This is a genomic window from Nocardia farcinica, assembly GCF_029867845.1.
GTDB classification, from domain to species: domain Bacteria; phylum Actinomycetota; class Actinomycetes; order Mycobacteriales; family Mycobacteriaceae; genus Nocardia; species Nocardia farcinica_A.
Map to the genome: position 1 here is coordinate 1 of NZ_JARWRU010000435.1, position 1,080 is coordinate 1,080.

General features: G+C 76.4%; 1 protein-coding gene. It reads right to left on the bottom strand.

Annotation, left to right across the window (positions count from 1 at the left end):
• Positions 1-1,080, bottom strand: a 1,080-nt coding sequence (locus tag QH283_RS09235; protein WP_280502602.1) for a hypothetical protein, incomplete at both ends; no start/stop codon positions are given.

The window sequence follows — 1,080 nt, forward strand, 5'->3', positions numbered from 1 at the left end:
CTCGAACAGCACGTCGAGCAGCAGATCGTCGACGGGCGCGTCGGTGTGCACGCGCACCGGCCGCAGGTCGCGGTAGCGCATCCGCAGCAGGCCGGGGCCGGGCAGGTCGATGCCGGGGTTGAGGTAGCGCAGCAGGCCGTAGCCGATACCGCCTGCGGGCACCGTGCGCCGGGACTCCTTGACCTGTGCCAGGGCGCGACCGGCGGCGGGGCCACCGACCAGGGCGTCGGCGACGTCGATCCCGGTCAGGTCGAGCACCAGCGGGTAGCCGGTGGTGAAGGCGCCGACCATGGCGGCGTGGGCGTCGGTGCCGGTCTCGGCGTCGAAGGTCTCGCGGGCGTCGGCCTGCAGGCGCACCACCGGGCCGGTGGCCCGCACGACCGGGTTGTCGGCGGCGGTGCGCAGGGCCAGCCCGAGCGCGGTGAGCAGCACGTCGCCCACCTCGGTGTGGTAGGCGGCGGCCGTGGCGGCGACCGCGGCCACCCCCTCGGCGGTGATGGTCAGCGAGACCCGGGAGCGGGCCGAGAGATCGAGTCCGGGTGGGATCTGCCTGCTCGCCGGGGCGACCGCGCGCCACCGGTCGAGTTCGGCGTGCACGGCCGGGTCGGCGGCGCGGGCGGACAGATCGCGCAGCAGCACGGCGAGGCCGTGACCGGTGGCGGGCACCGGACGCGAGGTGTCGGCCGAGTGCGGGCGCGACCAGGCCACGGCCAGCTGGTCGGTGAGCACCCGCCAGGCGCGGTCGTCGACGACGAGTCCGTTGGCGACCACCACCAGCTGGGCCCGGCCGTCCGGGCCGACGTGCACGAAGCGGATGTTGCGGCCCTCGACCGGGTCGAGCGCGGCCGCGGCGCCCGCGACCACGTCGTCGAGCGGGACGCTGTCGGTGAGGCGGAAGTAGGGCCGGTCCTCCGGCGCCGGGGTCGGCGGCAGCACGAACCCGGCGGGCCGTCCGTCGGCGGCCGGACGCAGCCGTGCCCACAGCATCGGGTTGCGGGCCAGCACCAGTTCCACAGCCCGGCGCACCGACACGGGGGTGGCGTCGACCGGCAGGTCGACGACCACCGCGCGGGTCTCGAT